Source organism: Patiriisocius sp. 208BN25-11 (assembly GCF_058147145.1).
On record NZ_JBYVJY010000003.1, the window covers coordinates 152,643 to 168,156 of the forward strand.

Annotated in this window: 17 protein-coding genes; 12 read left to right on the forward strand and 5 right to left on the reverse strand. The window is 38.4% G+C overall.

Going from position 1 to position 15,514, the window contains the following annotated elements; genetic code table 11:
• Positions 1-43: 43 nt before the first annotated feature.
• The 6 genes from ACY2RS_RS05620 (at position 44) to ACY2RS_RS05645 (ending at position 5,960) form a co-directional block, all read left to right on the forward strand.
• Positions 44-1,231, forward strand: a complete 1,188-nt coding sequence (locus ACY2RS_RS05620; protein WP_490097642.1) for a phosphoglycerate kinase — start codon at positions 44-46, stop codon at positions 1,229-1,231.
• 157 nt (positions 1,232-1,388) lie between these two features.
• A complete protein-coding gene (locus ACY2RS_RS05625) occupies positions 1,389-3,005 on the forward strand; it encodes a lytic transglycosylase domain-containing protein (protein ID WP_490097643.1) in 1,617 nt (538 codons plus the stop codon).
• 18 nt (positions 3,006-3,023) lie between these two features.
• Positions 3,024-3,998 (forward strand): DUF4837 family protein, encoded by a 975-nt coding sequence (locus tag ACY2RS_RS05630; protein WP_490097644.1) that lies wholly within the window; start codon positions 3,024-3,026, stop codon positions 3,996-3,998.
• Positions 3,999-4,193: 195 nt separating this feature from the next.
• Positions 4,194-4,544: an arsenate reductase family protein gene (locus tag ACY2RS_RS05635; protein WP_490097645.1), complete on the forward strand. Its 351-nt coding sequence runs from the start codon at positions 4,194-4,196 to the stop codon at positions 4,542-4,544.
• Positions 4,545-4,547: 3 nt separating this feature from the next.
• Positions 4,548-5,438: a DMT family transporter gene (locus ACY2RS_RS05640; RefSeq protein WP_490097646.1), complete on the forward strand. Its 891-nt coding sequence runs from the start codon at positions 4,548-4,550 to the stop codon at positions 5,436-5,438.
• Between the two features lie 156 nt (positions 5,439-5,594).
• Positions 5,595-5,960 (forward strand): SnoaL-like domain-containing protein, encoded by a 366-nt coding sequence (locus tag ACY2RS_RS05645; protein WP_490097647.1) that lies wholly within the window; start codon positions 5,595-5,597, stop codon positions 5,958-5,960.
• A gap of 109 nt (positions 5,961-6,069) precedes the next feature.
• Here ACY2RS_RS05645 and ACY2RS_RS05650 read toward each other — a convergent pair whose 3' ends face one another.
• From ACY2RS_RS05650 to ACY2RS_RS05660, 3 genes are read right to left on the reverse strand one after another with little or no spacing between them, the layout of a single operon-like run.
• Complete coding sequence (locus ACY2RS_RS05650) at positions 6,070-6,546, reverse strand: acyl-CoA thioesterase (RefSeq protein WP_490097648.1); 477 nt, start codon at positions 6,544-6,546, stop codon at positions 6,070-6,072.
• 27 nt (positions 6,547-6,573) lie between these two features.
• On the reverse strand, positions 6,574-7,407 hold the full coding sequence (locus ACY2RS_RS05655; protein WP_490097649.1) for an alpha/beta hydrolase: 834 nt from the start codon (positions 7,405-7,407) through the stop codon (positions 6,574-6,576).
• A 43-nt stretch (positions 7,408-7,450) separates the two neighbouring features.
• The gene (locus ACY2RS_RS05660) at positions 7,451-8,074 is read right to left on the reverse strand and encodes a TetR/AcrR family transcriptional regulator (RefSeq protein ID WP_490097650.1); all 624 of its coding nucleotides are present in this window, start codon (positions 8,072-8,074) and stop codon (positions 7,451-7,453) included.
• 94 nt (positions 8,075-8,168) lie between these two features.
• Here ACY2RS_RS05660 and ACY2RS_RS05665 point away from each other — a divergent pair, with 94 nt between their 5' ends.
• From ACY2RS_RS05665 to nadD, 5 genes are all read left to right on the forward strand, one after another.
• Complete coding sequence (locus tag ACY2RS_RS05665) at positions 8,169-9,173, forward strand: YheT family hydrolase (RefSeq protein WP_490097651.1); 1,005 nt, start codon at positions 8,169-8,171, stop codon at positions 9,171-9,173.
• Entirely contained in the window at positions 9,170-9,541 is a 372-nt protein-coding gene (locus tag ACY2RS_RS05670) for an SdpI family protein (protein ID WP_490097652.1), read from the forward strand. The genes ACY2RS_RS05665 and ACY2RS_RS05670 overlap by 4 nt, the downstream gene beginning before the upstream one ends.
• A 69-nt stretch (positions 9,542-9,610) precedes the next feature.
• Entirely contained in the window at positions 9,611-10,468 is an 858-nt protein-coding gene (locus ACY2RS_RS05675; protein WP_490097653.1) for a YicC/YloC family endoribonuclease, read from the forward strand.
• Between the two features lies 1 nt (position 10,469).
• The gene (gmk, locus tag ACY2RS_RS05680; protein ID WP_490097654.1) at positions 10,470-11,099 is read left to right on the forward strand and encodes a guanylate kinase; all 630 of its coding nucleotides are present in this window, start codon (positions 10,470-10,472) and stop codon (positions 11,097-11,099) included.
• A gap of 36 nt (positions 11,100-11,135) precedes the next feature.
• A complete protein-coding gene (nadD, locus tag ACY2RS_RS05685) occupies positions 11,136-11,726 on the forward strand; it encodes a nicotinate (nicotinamide) nucleotide adenylyltransferase (RefSeq protein ID WP_490097655.1) in 591 nt (196 codons plus the stop codon).
• Between the two features lie 153 nt (positions 11,727-11,879).
• Here nadD and ACY2RS_RS05690 read toward each other — a convergent pair whose 3' ends face one another.
• Positions 11,880-13,022, reverse strand: coding sequence for a trans-sulfuration enzyme family protein (locus ACY2RS_RS05690; RefSeq protein ID WP_490097656.1), 1,143 nt, complete (start codon positions 13,020-13,022; stop codon positions 11,880-11,882).
• Between the two features lie 68 nt (positions 13,023-13,090).
• On the opposite strand from ACY2RS_RS05690, the gene ACY2RS_RS05695 reads away from it, so the two are divergent.
• Positions 13,091-13,843: a DUF3298 and DUF4163 domain-containing protein gene (locus tag ACY2RS_RS05695; RefSeq protein WP_490097657.1), complete on the forward strand. Its 753-nt coding sequence runs from the start codon at positions 13,091-13,093 to the stop codon at positions 13,841-13,843.
• 119 nt (positions 13,844-13,962) lie between these two features.
• On the opposite strand, the gene ACY2RS_RS05700 is transcribed toward ACY2RS_RS05695, so the two are convergent.
• Complete coding sequence (locus ACY2RS_RS05700) at positions 13,963-15,504, reverse strand: hypothetical protein (RefSeq protein WP_490097658.1); 1,542 nt, start codon at positions 15,502-15,504, stop codon at positions 13,963-13,965.
• Between the last annotated feature and the right edge of the window lie 10 nt (positions 15,505-15,514).

Consider the following 15,514-nt stretch of genomic DNA (forward strand, 5'->3'; position numbering starts at 1 on the left):
ACTTGTTGGCAAAAACGTATATTTGTGCCTTACATTCGTACCTATGAAAACAATACACGATCTAAATTTCAATAATAAAAAAGCCCTCATTCGAGTTGATTTTAATGTGCCATTAGACAATGATTTTAATGTTACAGATGCTACTAGAATAGAGGCCGCAAAGCCTACCATCATAAAAATATTAGAAGATGGAGGGAGCTGTATTTTAATGTCGCATTTAGGGAGACCCAAAAATAAAGAGGCCGAATTTTCGCTACAGCACATTGTAGAAACCGCGAGCTCCATTTTAAGAGTCCATGTATTATTTGTGAACGATTGTGTTGGTGAAACGGTAGCAGAAAAAGTTGCTAATTTAAATCCAGGCGAAATTTTATTGCTCGAAAACCTGCGTTATTACAAAGAAGAAACTGCAGGAGATCCAGCCTTTGCAAAACAATTAGCAGCACTAGGAGATGTATATGTAAATGATGCTTTCGGAACGGCGCATAGAGCCCATGCTTCTACAGCGATTATTGCACAGTATTTCCCTGAAAACAAATGTTTTGGAGCTTTATTGGCTTCAGAAATTACCAACCTCGAAAAGGTCTTGGGCGCAAGCGAAAAACCAGTAACGGCTGTCATTGGAGGTGCTAAAGTGTCTTCAAAAATTACAGTAATTGAAAACATCTTAGATAAAATAGATCACCTCATTATTGGAGGAGGAATGGCCTTTACTTTTGTGAAAGCCCAAGGAGGAAATATTGGAAGCTCTTTAGTAGAAGAAGACAAACAAGAACTTGCTCTCGAGATTCTTGAACTAGCAAAACAAAAAGGGGTAGAAATTCATTTGCCAGTAGACGCCGTGGTTGCCGATAGTTTTTCTGAATTTGCAAGCACAGAAATTAGTCCAATTGGTGAAATCACTGAAGGGTGGATGGGATTAGATGCCGGACCAAAATCAAACCTAAATTTTGCAAGCGTTATTGCTACATCTAAAACAATTTTATGGAATGGACCCGTAGGTGTTTTTGAATTAGAACCATTTGCAAATGGAACGATTGCTCTAGGAAACGCAATTGCCGAAGCCACACAAAATGGTGCCTTTTCTTTAGTAGGCGGAGGTGATTCTGTAGCTGCTGTAAAACAATTTAAATTGGGCAATAAAGTAAGTTATGTATCTACTGGAGGTGGTGCCATGCTTGAAATGCTCGAAGGAAAAACATTGCCAGGAATTCAGGCCATTTTAGCCTAAGAATACTTTTACTACCTTCGGAAATGTTACAACGGCACCTGCTTTTAGGTGAACGAACCCATTAAGAACGCGTTAAAATTTCAGAAATGAGTGCACAACTAGGGCAATTCCTTATTTTTGGATAAAACTTTAGCAGCGTAATGACGTTGTTATGTCTATGAAACATCTTTGTTATTATATCGTTTTTGCATTTTGTGCGATAGGATTTGCTCAGGATACTATTGTGGCTCCTATACAAGTGATTCCTCAAACAGTTATGCAAGACACGATTCCTGTTAATAGCATCAAACCAGATTCGCTGAAAAAGGTAACTATTCAGGTGGTGGACACCATACAAGTACAAGGCATTTCTCAAGACCTTCCTACTACGGTTGTGGCTACACAAGTAAAGGATACTACTATTATTAAACTTGAAGACATAGCTCTAGCAAGACGTTACGATAGTCTTTGGTTGCAAGAATTATACAGCAACATGATGTTTGAAGAAATATACGGCAGCATCACAACCATGACCTATGAACCTGTTGCTTATGAGGAATTGCCAACAGAAGTTTTAAAACAACGCTTGGCAGAAATCAATAGCCGAACGCCTTTTAATGTAGAATACAACGCGTCTTTAGAAAGTGTGATTAAAAATTACCTTAAAAATCGTCGCGCCACCATGGGAAAACTTATGGCACTGAGTGATTATTATTTCCCCATGTTTGAAGAGGCTTTAGATAAATACAACATCCCATTAGAGCTGAAGTATTTAGCTATTGTAGAGTCGGCATTAAGACCTACTGCAGAGTCGAGGGTAGGCGCCACTGGACTTTGGCAATTTATGTTTACTACAGGAAAAATGTTTGGATTAGATGTAAATAGTTATGTAGATGATAGGAGTGATCCTTTAAAAGCCACCGAAGCTGCTTGCAAATATTTAGAGGCATTGTACAAAAGGCTAGGCGATTGGGATTTGGCTTTGGCGGCGTATAACTCGGGCCCTGGAAATGTATCAAAAGCTATTAGAAGATCTGGAGGTCGCACCAATTATTGGAACATACGCCAACATCTTCCGCGTGAAACAGCTGGCTACGTTCCAGCATTTTTGGCGACCATGTATATTTTTGAATATGCAGATGAGCACGGTTTTAAAAGCAATGGCCCTAGAATACCATACATCGCAACAGACACGATTCATGTAAAAAAACAACTGGCATTAGAGCATGTTGCCACCGTCGCGAATATGAATATAGCAGAACTAGAATTTTTGAATCCGCAATACAAACTTGGGATCATTCCTGTGGTAAAAGACGAGGTGTATACCTTGCGTTTACCTGTTGACATGATTGGGAAGTTTGTAACTAATGAAGACGCTATTTATGTCTACGCAGCTACCGAGTTTAATAAAAGAGAAAAACCCTTACCAGAGCTAAACGATCAGGGAAGTAAGACATATTACCGCGTAAAAAGCGGAGACTATTTAGGGAAAATAGCCAAAAAATTTGGCGTAAGAGTAAGTCAAATAAAACGCTGGAACGGACTGCGAAATAACAATTTAAAAATTGGACAGCGGCTTACCATTCACCCTAGAAGAACCAGTAGTGCTCCAAAAAAAGAACGAGTTCGTAATGTAACCAAAGACCCTAATGCTAAGACTTATATTGTTAAAAGTGGTGATTCCTTATGGAGCATTGCGCAACAATTTCCTGGGGTAACTGTTGCCGATATTAAGAAGTGGAATGATCTTAGTGGTACCAAACTAAAGCTTGGTATGGAGCTTAAAATTTTATAATACTATAATCTGAATTGTATGAAGTCCTTTTTTATCACACTTGTTTCTCTATTGTTTTTTATATCCTGTGGAGATGGCTCAAAAACAGAAAAAAAATACAAACAGCCTTCTGTTGGGAATATCAATACCCTACAAATTATCACACCTAATAGCTTTTGGAAAGAAAGTGTTGGTGAAGCCATTAGAAGTGAGTATGCTGCCCCAACACCAGGCCTACCACAAGATGAGCCCTTATTTTCGATGAACCAAATGCCGCCAGATGCCTTTAGTGGATTCACAAAAACGTATCGTTTATTCCTGCATGCTACAATAGGAGACAAAGACACCATTGCGCTTAGAAAAAACCCATACGCAAAACCGCAAATAGGAGCATTTATCACAGCAACTTCAGAAGAAAAACTAGCAGCGCTTATTAAAGAAAGTGCACCAGAAATATTAAAAGCTTTTAAAATTTCAGAAATAAAAGAAAGACAACGTCGCACCAAAAAATCGAAACTCAGATTAGATTCGTTACCAACGGCTTTAGGCGTTTCGTTAGAGATTCCATCGGCTTACCACATTGCCAAGTCGGCACCCGATTTTTATTGGATTAGAAAAGAGCTGGAATCTGGAAACACAAACATTATCATTTACGAAGTTCCCCTAAGCACCATTCCAAACGATAGCACAACCATAAGTGCCATTATTAAAATGCGTGATTCTGTTGGAATCAAACAATTACCTGTAGAAGATGATGGCATGTTTATTACCGAAGAAGCCTATGCGCCTTATTTATTTACAACGACCATAGATGACAAGTTTGCCTATGAGACTAAAAGTACTTGGGAAGTTAAAAATAGATGGATGGCGGGTCCTTTTGTAAACTATGCTATACGAGATGAAAAAAACAATCGCTATCTTATTCTGGAGGGATTCACCTATGCCCCTTCTGTGGCAAAAAGAGACTTACAATTTGAGCTGGAGTCTATTTTAAAATCAGCTAAATTAAAGTAAGCAAACTCTTGTTAAAACTCGTATAGTTTCAGATAAATATTTTTTTAGACAAAACTAAAAACAATGTATCTCAGCGACTTATATTTTCTTTGTAAGCGCTTGCCTACATTTTAAATCGCATCTTATTTTAAGATTATTTTGTGTGTGTAGCGATCAAATTGCTCGTATTTTTACAGTTTTTAAGAACGAAATCACATGCAAAAAATATACTATTTAGCCACCTGCGATACCTGTAAAAGAATTATCGAAGAGTTAGATTTGCCCGCTTCTTTTGAACGACAAGAGATTAAAACAGAGGAGATCACTGTAAAGCAAATAGAAGCGCTTAGAGGACTTTCTGGCAGCTATGAGGCACTCTTTAGTAAGCGCGCAAAACTATACAAAGAGAGAGGCTTAAAAGATGAAATTCTTACAGAAGAAGACTTCAAAAGCTTTATTCTAGAACACTATACCTTTTTAAAACGCCCTGTGATTATAAACAACGCCCAAATCTTTATTGGTAATAGCAAAAAAGTAGTTGCAGAAGCTAAAGCATCGTTGTCTTAATTTATGAATCCAAGAATCCTTGCCATCATAGCGGCTTTTGCGGCTAGTTTTATCTACGGTGTAAACCATACCATTGCAAAAGGGTTGATGCCCAATATTATAGAACCCTATGGGTTTATACTTCTTAGAGTAAGTGGTGCGGCGCTTATTTTTTGGATCATTGGTTTCTTTTACCAAAATGAAAAAATAGACCGAAAAGATTGGTTTCGTATGCTCGCCTGTGCCTTTTTTGGAATGGTATTGAATATGACGATGTTTTTTAAAGGCCTTAGTTTATCGACACCTATCAACAGTAGTGTTGTCATCACCATTGCGCCTGTGTTATTATTGATCCTTTCAGCTATATTTTTAAAAGAACGGATCACGCTAGTTAAAGCATTAGGAATTGGACTTGGTCTAGCGGGTGCTTTAGCATTGATATTATTTGGTGTAAAAACACAAGCCAATGCACCCAATATCCCATTAGGAAATATGTTGTTTTTAATCAATGCTGCTTCCTATTCGGTGTATCTCATTATTGTGAAACCCCTCACGGCAAAGTATAGCTCTATTACCCTCATGAAGTTTTTCTTCTTGTATGCGGTAGTCATGAACCTTCCTATTGGATTTCAGGAATTTGCACGAGTAGACTGGCTAGATCTTGATATGGTAACTATTTGGCAACTTGTTTTTGTAGTGGTAGGTACCACGGTGCTTACCTACTTGTTTAACATTTATGCCTTAAAACAGTTAAGCCCCTCGGTGATAGGCGTGTTTATGTATTTACAACCGCTCATAGCAACTATTTTTGCTGTTATTATGGGGTCAGACACTGTCACTACTTTGCGAGTTATTGCCGCATCACTCATCTTTTTAGGGGTGTATTTGGCAACGCGAAAGAAAAAACCACAGTAAGTGGACTAAGGTTGTTTTAATGTTTTTCTTCGGAAAGTTTAAAAACTAAAGCTGTGTTAGGTAGTTTTCCTAATTGACATTCACTTACTTGTGGTAAAACTTCTGAATTATATGTATCTTAGGGGTCCTAATTTTTTAATATAAAACAACCTCACGATGAACACAGAAGAAATCGCAAACAATTTAGTAGCTTGGTGTAACGCTGGTGAAGAAGCAAAATGTTATGAGCAATTATACAGCCCAGACATTGTAAGTATCGAAATGGAAGGAAGTGACAACCAAATAGCACGTGGCATGGAAGAAATTGCCAAGAAAGGCGAATGGTGGAAAGAAAACTTTGAAGTCCACAGCGCCAAAACAAGTGCTCCAACCGTTGCAGACAATTGGTTCTCGGTACGCCACGAAATGGACATCACTCACAAACCAAGCGGCCAACGCTCTACTATGAGTGAGCTAGGAGTCTATGAAGTTAAAAACGGGAAGATTGTTAAAGAACAATTTTTCTATAATAACGAGCAGTAAAAACGCTCTTTTGTTAGCTGGAGCCTGTCGAAGCCCTTTTCAATATTTATTTTGAGTTGGATGTTCTATCCATTAAAAAATGTGCTTCAACAGGCTCAGCATGAAATTTTTAGTTCAAATCAACCGGCACCTCACCATGTCTTCTGGTGTGCTCTTTGTTGATGGTATAAAAATCGTTTGTTCTATCTAGTTTGTTCAAACTCTTGAATAGCTCATCTGGCAAGCCTCTTAATTTTCTTGTGGCAAGATCAATCCAACCACCCATCATTTCACAACGGGCAATGTTTCTCCCTTTGTGGTCATAGAAATTGTGTTGAAATGAGAAATACATGCCGTCTTCACTTATTCCTTTTAGTTGCAAACTTACTTGGATGGGCTTTCCAGGAAAGACCTCTTTAAAATAAAACATGTGCTCATAAAAAACCACCGGACCAATATTGTTGGCTACCATGTTGGCTTGTCCAAACCCGTTTTCTAGCATAAAGCTCAGTCGGGTATGGCTCATATAATTAATATAAGCACTATTTGCTAAATGCCTGTTGGCATCGATATCGTTCCAACGGACTTCAAATTCTTTTAAATACATGGTTTCTTTTTTTACAAAATTACGGTTTTAGGAAGCATCTATAAAGGCTAATACACGTTTGTATACATCGTCTCCTTTTAAATCATGTTTTAGACCTGTTGTGATGTAAGAGTGTATGTTTGGATTTGCTTCTAAAGCTTTTTTAATAGGCGCAAAAGGAGTAATGGCATCTTTTTCATCATGAATCACCAATACAGGTTGGCTAACTTTATCTAAGAAATGGTTTAGTTTCACGTCTTCATGCGGAATTTTTAATACCGTATTTACTTTTACACTTAAGTTTTTCATGGATTTTTTTGACAACCCAAGCAGTGATTGAAAATACACAAAAACAGCATCCATACCAGAAGCCGCTCCCATTACAATAAACTTCTTAATAGGTTTTTGAGCATCCATTAAGTACGAATAACTCATCGCTGTATTACTTAACGAATGTCCAATAACAGTATCTACTTCACCAATATGAGCAATAGCCGCTTCAATGGCTTGTCTAAAGATCTCGATATTTAATAATTTTCCTTTCGACATGCCGTGTCCTGGCGCATCTAAGGCGTACACTGTGTATTGCTCTTTTTCAAGCATATTGTAATAGGGTAACCAACGTTGGCTATTGCTCTCCCAACCGTGCAAGAACAGAATTTTTTTAGGTCCGTTGCCCCATTGGTGTAAGATGAATTCTGTTTTATCTACGTTGAGCGTATGCTGCGTTGCTTTTTCAAAAAAGGCTTTTCCTTTTTCCGAAATGCCAGCGCGACGCACTGTGCATAACAAATTAAAGGCATAATTGGTGCTCCATTTGGGCGCCACGAGTGCCGTTGTATTGATAAAGGCGCCAATAGATTTTATAATAAACTGTTTCATATGTTAGGATACCAATTGGTATCTTATGGTTTAATTTTTTTTATTATTCTGAAATATTATTCACCAAAGACCTCAAGTGCTCAATAGTAGCCGCAATAGCCTCTTTGTTTTGTTCTAATTTGCTCATCATGATACCCCCTTCTAGGGTGGCAATAAAAATGGTGCTGTAAAAAGTTGGGTCAGTAGTCGCTATCACCTGCTTATTTTTAATACCATTACTAATAATTTTATGTAAAGATGCTTTTAACTGCGTAAGCATGGTGTGCACCTGTTTGCGGAGGATGGTATTGGTATCGTCGGTTTCAACCGCAGCATTTAAGAGCGGGCAACCTCCTTTGTATAGCGGGGTTTCCATATAGGTTTCAAAAAAAGTAAAGGTAGCTTCCATCTTTAATTGGAAGGTTGCAGCTTGCTGTATTTTACCTCCCAATTCGGTAAACATACGCTTGCTTAGGCTTTGTAAGGCTTGTCGTTCTAAGTCATCTTTATTCTCAAAATGTCTGTAGATGGCACCTTTAGTTAGCCCAGTGGCCTTGGTAATATCGCTAATAGAAGTAGCCTTGTATCCCTGTGTGTTAAAGAGATTGGCGCTTTCTTTTAAGATAATTTCTTTGGTGATTTCGGCATTTCGCATGCACAAAGATACCGATTGGTATCTAATTATCAAAATTCCTTTTTTATTTGAGATGCTCGATACACCCATGTCTTAAAAGTTTAGTAGTTTTAATCCCTTCAAAAACCCCTCGTTAGGACCCTTATTTATGCCCATAATTTCATCACCGTATCAAGCCAAAGGATTGTTTAAAAATGGTCATTTTGCTACTATTTATTCGGCGAAACTGCGTCCTATTCCTAGGCTAGCACAATTTCGAAAACGTCTCGAATTATCCGATGGAGATTTTATAGATGTAGATTGGAGTTATCATATTTCCGACCGCGTGTCGCCTTCAGCTTTAGCGGTGGCACAACAAAAACAAGCAACACGTGTAGCTATTTTATTACACGGTCTAGAAGGAGATGCGCAGCGTGTTTACATGAAAGGGCATGCCAAACAATTGGTAGAAAACGGTTGGGATGTGGCAGCCATGAACCACCGTGGTTGTAGCGGCGAAGAAAATCGCTTGTATTTATCCTATAATAGCGGCCGCACCAATGATCTTGCCGAATTAATCAAGCACATAGATACCCAGCATTCTTATCAGGAAATTGTATTGGTGGGTTTTAGTTTGGGTGGGAACTTATTGCTAAAATACTTAGGAGAACACCCTACAATTTCAAACAAAATTACGGCGGGTGTTGCGGTTTCTGCGCCGGTTCATTTGCAATCTTCTTTAGAATGTTTGATGCGAAAGGAAAACCTACCGTATACACTTACCTTTTTAAAAGATTTGCGTGCAAAATACAAGCGTAAAATGAAGTTGTTCCCAGATTTTATGACGCAAGAAAAATTGGACAGCATCAAAACATTATTAGATTTTGATAATGTGTATACAGCACCTGCTCATGGATTTAAAGATGCAGCAGATTATTATGAAAAAAGCAGCGCACTTCAATTTTTACCTAATATAACGACACCAGTATTGTTGTTAAACGCTGCAAATGATAGCTTCTTAGCAACACCTTGCTTTCCGTTTGATGTTGCTAAAAATCATAAAAACATGTATCTTGAAGTACCAAAAACGGGAGGCCACGTTGGCTTTCATATCACAAATTCAAACTACTATTCTGAAAAACGAGTAGTCGATTTTTTAACTTCGGGAAGATGACAAGCTTAGAAATTCCAGACCAACATCAATTGTACTTCGCACTTGGCTATTGCGGGTTTATGTTAGCGCTTGGTTTGTTACTACAAAAATTTCCGCCCAAAAAAATCAATCATTTATACGGGTATAGAACCAATCGGTCTATGAAAAACCAGACGGTTTGGGACGCTGCAAATAGGTACGCTTCAAATTTATTTGTGCGCATTTGCTTGTATAGTTTTTTATTACCAGTTGCGTCTTATTTTCTTTTTCCGCAATACAATGTACTTATTACTATTATTGGCAACACTTTGCTTTTGTTATACCTAATATACGGTACCGAGTCTTATTTAAAGAAAAGTTTTGACGCCGCAGGCAATCCGCGTTCTTAATCTACAATCCATAGCATGGATGATTTGTGTACCTTTGCATTTCATTTTTTATAACAATACCACCAACGCATGATTCAATCCATGACAGGCTACGGCAAGCACGTAATACAACTGCCGACCAAAAAAATTACCGTAGAAATCAAGTCGCTCAACAGCAAAAGCCTAGATTTAAATACACGCGTGCCTTCGGCGTATAGAGAAAAAGAATTAAGCATTCGTAAGTTATTAGCTTCGGGATTGACGCGCGGAAAAGTAGATTTTAACCTATTTGTAGAATCTACTGGAGAGGAAACATCCACTAAATTGAATGAAACCGTTGTAAAGCAATACATGCAGCAATTGTCTCAGGTGGTGGATGGAGATGCTACAGAGTTGTTAAAAATGGCTATTAAAATGCCTGATGCCTTAAAGACAGAGCGCGAAGAAATTAATGAAGATGAGTTTGCTGAAATTTTAAAAGCGGTAAAAACTGCATTAGTAGAAATAAACACCTACAGAACCGATGAAGGTGAGGTATTGAAAGCCGATTTCTTACAACGTATTAAAACCATAGGTGAACGTTTGGAAGAAGTGCTAACCATTGACAACCAGCGCATTGCCAATGTAAAAGAACGCTTACGCAATGCCGTAAACGACTTAAAAGAAAAAGTAGACGAAAACCGATTTGAACAAGAGTTGATCTACTACCTAGAAAAATACGACATTACTGAAGAAAAAGTGCGTTTAGAGAATCACCTAAACTACTTTAAAGAGGCCATTCATAGTGCCGACAGTAATGGAAAAAAACTAGGTTTTATTACCCAAGAAATTGGTCGCGAAATCAATACCATTGGCAGTAAAAGTAATTTTGCCCCCATGCAACAATTGGTGGTTCAAATGAAGGATGAGCTTGAAAAAATTAAAGAACAAGCATTAAACGTATTGTAATATGGCTACAGGAGGAAAATTGATAGTATTTTCTGCTCCTTCTGGAAGTGGAAAAACAACCATTGTTCGACATCTACTAGAACAAGAAACGCTTAATTTAGAATTTTCTGTTTCGGCAACTTCTAGAGATCCCCGCGGAGAAGAGCAGCATGGTAAGGATTATTATTTTTTGAGTCTAGCAGATTTCAAAAAACACATGAAAGCAGACGATTTTCTGGAATGGGAAGAGGTCTACAGAGATAATTTTTACGGCACCTTAAATAGCGAGATCGAACGCATTTGGGCCATGGGTAAGAATGTTATTTTTGATATTGATGTAGTAGGAGGTCTGCGAATTAAGCGGAAATTCCCTGAGCGCACTTTAGCTGTGTTTGTAAAACCACCTAGTGTAGAAGAGCTAAAAATTCGATTAAAAAAGCGCAAAACCGAAAGCGAAGAAAAAATAAACATGCGTATTGCCAAAGCATCAGTTGAGATGGCAACGGCTCCTAGGTTTGATCATATTATTTTAAATGACAATTTAGAACATGCTTTAGTAGAAGCAGAACAATTGGTAGCAGATCATATTGCAAAACCTTTGGTAAATGCAGCAACATTAGACAACCCCCATAGTATTTCAGAAGAAGAATAAACCCTGTCAGGCTGAGCTTGTCGAAGTCTCGTAACTATGAAAAATAAAAAAATAGGACTCTATTTTGGTACGTTTAACCCCATTCATGTAGGACATCTTACCATTGCAAATTACATGGTAGAATACAGTGATTTGGATGAGGTTTGGATGGTCGTTACACCGCACAATCCGCACAAGAAAAAGAGTACCTTGTTAGATAACCACCATCGTTTAATGATGGTGAATGTCGCGCTAGAGGACTACCCAAACATAAAATCGAGTACCATTGAGTTCGATTTGCCACAACCAAATTATACAGTACATACCTTAGCAGTGTTGGAAGAGAAATATCCGGACAAGGATTTTTGCCTCATTATGGGAGAAGACAATCTAAAAAGCTTCCATAAGTGGAAAAATTACGAGGTTATTTTAGAGCGCTATCAATTGTTTGTGTATCCTAGAATTAGTTCGGGAAGCATAGAAACCCAATTTGACGGTCACCCAAAAATCACCAAAGTGCCTGCACCCATTATGGAACTTTCATCGACCTTTATTAGAAAAGGAATCAAGGAAGGAAAAAACGTGCGCCCCATGTTACCCCAACATGTATGGGAGTATTTGGATGAGATGCATTTTTATAAGAAATAGCATTTTTTGTATCCCGATTGTTTGTCTGTTCGAGCGCAGTCGAGAACTAATATTCTATAGTTTTTAAAAAGCCCTTCGACTCCTGAAGCTTCGGGATGAGAACTTTCCTTTTAGATATTTCAAATAGGTTTCGACTGCGCTCAACCAGACAATTTACCCAATCGCCTGCTCCAAATCTGCAATTAAATCGCCAATATCTTCGATGCCCACAGAGAGTCTAATAAGTGCATCGACAATCCCTGTTTTTTCACGGTCTTCTTTAGGAATGCTTGCGTGTGTCATAGAAGCAGGATGTCCGGCTAAACTTTCTACACCTCCTAAACTTTCAGCAAGGCTAAAAATCTTGAGATTTTCTACGATGTTGATCGCATCATCATAATTATTCCCTTTGGTGACAAAAGAAATCATGCCTCCAAAATCGCGCATTTGTGCTTTGGCTACCGCATGATTTGGGTGGTCTTCAAAACCAGGCCAATACACTCTTTCAATTTTTGGATGGGACGCTAAGTAGTTTGCAATGGCTTTCCCGTTTTCACAATGACGCTGTACACGTAAATGAAGCGTTTTAATGCCTCGTAAGACTAAGAAACTATCGTTGGGTCCACAAATAGCACCGCTGGCATTCTGGATAAAGTAGAGTCGTTTTGCAAGTGCTTCTTCTTTAACGACTAGCGCTCCCATTACAACATCACTATGACCTCCTAAATATTTGGTTGCAGAGTGCATGACAATGTCGGCTCCTAAATCTAAAGGTTGCTGCAAATAAGGAGTTGCAAAGGTGTTGTCTACTCCCAATAATACCTTGTGTTTTTTTGCAATGGCTGCCGCAGCTTTAATGTCTATGATGTTCATCATAGGATTGGTAGGCGTTTCTATCCAGATGAGTTTTGTGTTTTCTGAAATATAATTCTCAATATTGGCAGCGTTTTCCATGCTGATAAAATGAAACTTGACGCCAAAACCTTTAAAGATATTGGTGAACAGGCGATAACTACCCCCATATAAATCATTAGTAGAGATTACTTCATCTCCGGGTTGTAGCAATTTCATGACGGCATCGATGGCGGCTAATCCGCTTCCAAAAGCGAGGCCGTAGTTTCCATTTTCGATGCTTGCAAGGTTGCGTTCTAAGGCAGCTCTTGTGGGGTTTCCAGTACGTGAGTATTGAAAGCCTTTATGGGCTCCAGGCGAGCTTTGTTTGTACGTAGTTGTCTGGTAAATAGGAGGCATGACCGATCCAAATGCTGGGTCTGTGTTTTCTTGTCCGCCGTGAATGGTTTTGGTGTTGAATTTCATAGCTATTCTTTCTGTTTTAAAAATAGGGCTTTCCTTTCGGTTTAGAAAAACTGTCGTAGTTTTGTGCTATGAGGAACTCTTATTACTACTTTTTTTTATTGGTATTTGTGTTGATGGGTTGTACCAACGAACTTTCACAACCTGCACAAGCAGTTTTTACGCAAGCAGATTTACCTAATTGTGCCACGGCGGAGTGTCCAGAAATTCATGTAGATTATATTAAATATCCTTCCAACAAAGAACGAGAAGAGAGCTTAAATGCAGCCATTAAAAAGTTTATTATCATGTCTTTAGACTTAGACGATCCAGATCAAGAATCTACGGCAACAACCATAGAAGCTGCTGCTACTGGTTTTATTGAAGATTACTGGAGAGATCACGCAGAGTTTCCAGATTTAGCGGCTGCTTATTTTGCTGAAATTTCCGTAGCCGAAAGTCATAGAAGTGCATCGCTACTGAGTTTAGAAATGACGCAATATAAATATGTAGGAGGTGCTCATGGATATGGAACCGTAGCCTATGGAAATTTTGATATGGATACAGGAAAGCGCATCCCTAGACCCCGTCTTTTTAAAGATATGGAAGGATTTACAAGCTTGGCTGAACAAACGTTTAGAAAGGCACATCATATTTCCGAAGAAGAAAACATTAACGCAGATCGTTTTTGGTTTGAAAATGATACTTTTTATGTGCCTGAGAGTGTTGGCTTTGTAAACGACAGTATTGTGCTACACTACAATCCATACGAAATTGCGAGTTATGCAGACGGTCCTATTGAGGTGCGTATCGCGCTTGAAGTAGCTAAAGAATTTTTGAACTAAACACAAAAAAACCATCTTATGGCGACAAGATGGTTTTTGAGTCCTATTGTTTGGGCTATGAAATCCAAACATTCCAATTAAATTGATGCCATTTACCTGTGAGGTTTCCTGGTATCTACCTAAAACTTAAAACTTAATCCAGTATAGACGCCAACGTAAAAAGGTTGGAAATCTACAGCACTATCTGTGTATGGATTGAGCTGGTACTTAAACATAGGTTCAATATTAAACTTAAACTTCTTTGATAGTTTATAGTGCATTCCAAGCCCTACATTCGTGGCAAAACTTAGGCCAGATAAATTATTGGCTGCGCCCAGTGTTTCATTAAAATTTCCTGCCGTTACCGACACTTCATTATTCCCTAGAAATAAGGTGCTCACTCCTCCAATAACATCGATACCAAATTTTTTATTTACAAGCGCATAACTTAATTCTAGTGGCACTTCGTAATAACTTATATTTTGATTGATAAAGGCTTCGTTACCTGCAGATTTTGGTGTGATTTCTCCAAAAATACCATCGCCAGCTTGCATTGCAAAAGTACCACGGTCTTGTGCCACAACAACACTTCCAGACCTATCATAGTCGATACTTTGTAAAGCAGCAGATATTGGACCATCACCCAACTCTAATCCACCTGTACTATAGCTAAGGTTTACATTATTTACACCAGAGCGAATTTTTAATTTGTCATTTAGCGCATAACTAACACCAATACCATAGCTTATGTTTACATCACTACTTTGTGTATTGTCTGCAAAGCTAGGATCTATAGAAGAACCCTCACTTAATGAACTGTAATATACAGGGGCGATATTAGGAGCAATTTCCCAACGATTTTGTGGAGTATCTGTTTTTGCAACCGCTTCTTTAGCTTCTAGTTCTTTTTGGGCCTCGATGGCGTCAAAAATAGATTGTTTTTCTTGTGTTGGTTTTTCTTCTGTCGTTTTTGCAACTGCTGTTTCTTCTTTGTTTGTAGGAACAAAAATATCCTCATTTAGTTGTGGGTTTGTTGTTGTCTTTGTTTCAGTATTGTTTTCTTCTTTAGCAGCAACGACTTCTTTTACTGTGGTAATTTCGTTAGGGTTTTTAAAAGCGGGATTTGTTTTTTCAACCACCGATGTTTTGTTAGGAGTATTAACTGCTATGGTTTCTTGTGTTGAGGTGTTTTTGGTGTTGTTACTTTTTGAAACAGAAGCCACAGCCGTTTGTGTGGTGTTGTTAGCTTTTGAGCCCTTGTTTTTTATAGTACTTGCAGTTGTATTTTGAGTAGCAGGGTCTATTTTTTCTTTGTCCTCAAGAGTAGTGTTTTCTAACATTTCCGTAGAAGTACTTTCGGCTACTTGAGAGGCATTTTCATTGCTGTGCAACTCGATGTCTTTTTTAATTTCAGGAGTTGTGTCCAGGTCTTTTTCAATCACTGGAGTTTCTTCAACAATGCCGTTGTTAGTAGTATTGAATAGGGTAGTTCCCAAGGTAAATAACAAAGCTAAAGCCGCAGCAATGCCACCCACTTTCCACCATAATGGAATAATCACACGATCTTTTTTCTTTTCCTGCAGCTGCGCTTGGATGTTTTCCCAAACATGCGGAGGAGGAGTCACTTCATGGTTGCTGAAGCGCTCTTTAAAAAGTTGATCTATGTTCTTTTTTTGTTCCATAGGTGCTATG

What these genes read in the sequence shown, in the direction of transcription:
- ACY2RS_RS05675 (WP_490097653.1), top strand. Translation starts at nt 9,611, where the DNA reads ATGATTCAATCCATGACAGGCTACGGCAAGCACGTAATACAACTGCCG.
- gmk (WP_490097654.1), top strand. Translation starts at nt 10,470, where the DNA reads ATGGCTACAGGAGGAAAATTGATAGTATTTTCTGCTCCTTCTGGAAGT.
- ACY2RS_RS05690 (WP_490097656.1), bottom strand. Translation starts at nt 13,022, where the DNA reads ATGAAATTCAACACCAAAACCATTCACGGCGGACAAGAAAACACAGAC.
- ACY2RS_RS05620 (WP_490097642.1), top strand. Translation starts at nt 44, where the DNA reads ATGAAAACAATACACGATCTAAATTTCAATAATAAAAAAGCCCTCATT.
- ACY2RS_RS05645 (WP_490097647.1), top strand. Translation starts at nt 5,595, where the DNA reads ATGAACACAGAAGAAATCGCAAACAATTTAGTAGCTTGGTGTAACGCT.
- nadD (WP_490097655.1), top strand. Translation starts at nt 11,136, where the DNA reads ATGAAAAATAAAAAAATAGGACTCTATTTTGGTACGTTTAACCCCATT.
- ACY2RS_RS05630 (WP_490097644.1), top strand. Translation starts at nt 3,024, where the DNA reads ATGAAGTCCTTTTTTATCACACTTGTTTCTCTATTGTTTTTTATATCC.
- ACY2RS_RS05700 (WP_490097658.1), bottom strand. Translation starts at nt 15,504, where the DNA reads ATGGAACAAAAAAAGAACATAGATCAACTTTTTAAAGAGCGCTTCAGC.
- ACY2RS_RS05650 (WP_490097648.1), bottom strand. Translation starts at nt 6,546, where the DNA reads ATGTATTTAAAAGAATTTGAAGTCCGTTGGAACGATATCGATGCCAAC.
- ACY2RS_RS05670 (WP_490097652.1), top strand. Translation starts at nt 9,170, where the DNA reads ATGACAAGCTTAGAAATTCCAGACCAACATCAATTGTACTTCGCACTT.
- ACY2RS_RS05665 (WP_490097651.1), top strand. Translation starts at nt 8,169, where the DNA reads ATGCCCATAATTTCATCACCGTATCAAGCCAAAGGATTGTTTAAAAAT.
- ACY2RS_RS05625 (WP_490097643.1), top strand. Translation starts at nt 1,389, where the DNA reads ATGAAACATCTTTGTTATTATATCGTTTTTGCATTTTGTGCGATAGGA.
- ACY2RS_RS05655 (WP_490097649.1), bottom strand. Translation starts at nt 7,407, where the DNA reads ATGAAACAGTTTATTATAAAATCTATTGGCGCCTTTATCAATACAACG.
- ACY2RS_RS05695 (WP_490097657.1), top strand. Translation starts at nt 13,091, where the DNA reads ATGAGGAACTCTTATTACTACTTTTTTTTATTGGTATTTGTGTTGATG.
- ACY2RS_RS05640 (WP_490097646.1), top strand. Translation starts at nt 4,548, where the DNA reads ATGAATCCAAGAATCCTTGCCATCATAGCGGCTTTTGCGGCTAGTTTT.
- ACY2RS_RS05635 (WP_490097645.1), top strand. Translation starts at nt 4,194, where the DNA reads ATGCAAAAAATATACTATTTAGCCACCTGCGATACCTGTAAAAGAATT.